This is a genomic window from Streptomyces sp. SID12501, assembly GCF_010550245.1.
Taxonomy (GTDB): domain Bacteria; phylum Actinomycetota; class Actinomycetes; order Streptomycetales; family Streptomycetaceae; genus Streptomyces.
This window is the reverse complement of record NZ_JAAGLU010000531.1, coordinates 1-469: the sequence shown is the minus strand read 5'-3', so window position 1 is coordinate 469 and position 469 is coordinate 1. Positions and strand designations below refer to the sequence as shown.

The window sequence follows — 469 nt, the reverse complement described above, 5'->3', positions numbered from 1 at the left end:
CCACCGTGCGGCTCTCGGACTTCCGTGGGCAGAAGGCCGTCGTGCTGCTCTTCTAACCGTTCGCCTTCACCGGCGTCTGCACCGGCGAGCTGTGTGAGCTGCGCGATCAGCTTCCGCGCTTCCAGAACGACGACGTGCAGCTCCTCGCGGTCTCCAACGACTCCGTGCCGACCCTGCGCGTCTTCGGCGAGCAGGAGAACCTCGACTACCCCCTGCTGTCCGACTTCTGGCCGCACGGGGAGACCTCCCGCGCCTACGGGGTCTTCGACGAGGACAAGGGTTGCGCGGTGCGCGGCACCTTCATCATCGACAAGGACGGCGTCGTGCGCTGGACGGTCGTCAACGGACTGCCCGACGCCCGTGACCTGAACGAGTACATCGAGGCCCTCGACAGCCTCTGAGGGTCTCGGGCAGATTCCGTACCAAAACCGTGTACGAACGGGAACCCGTCACTAGGATCGGAACGTTG

The 469-nt window shown here is 65.2% G+C and carries 1 pseudogene; it reads left to right on the top strand.

Features of this window, described 5'->3' with window-relative positions:
* Positions 1 to 401 (top strand): annotated as a pseudogene (locus G3I71_RS47135) (peroxiredoxin); the annotation flags it as partial.
* Between the last annotated feature and the right edge of the window lie 68 nt (positions 402 to 469).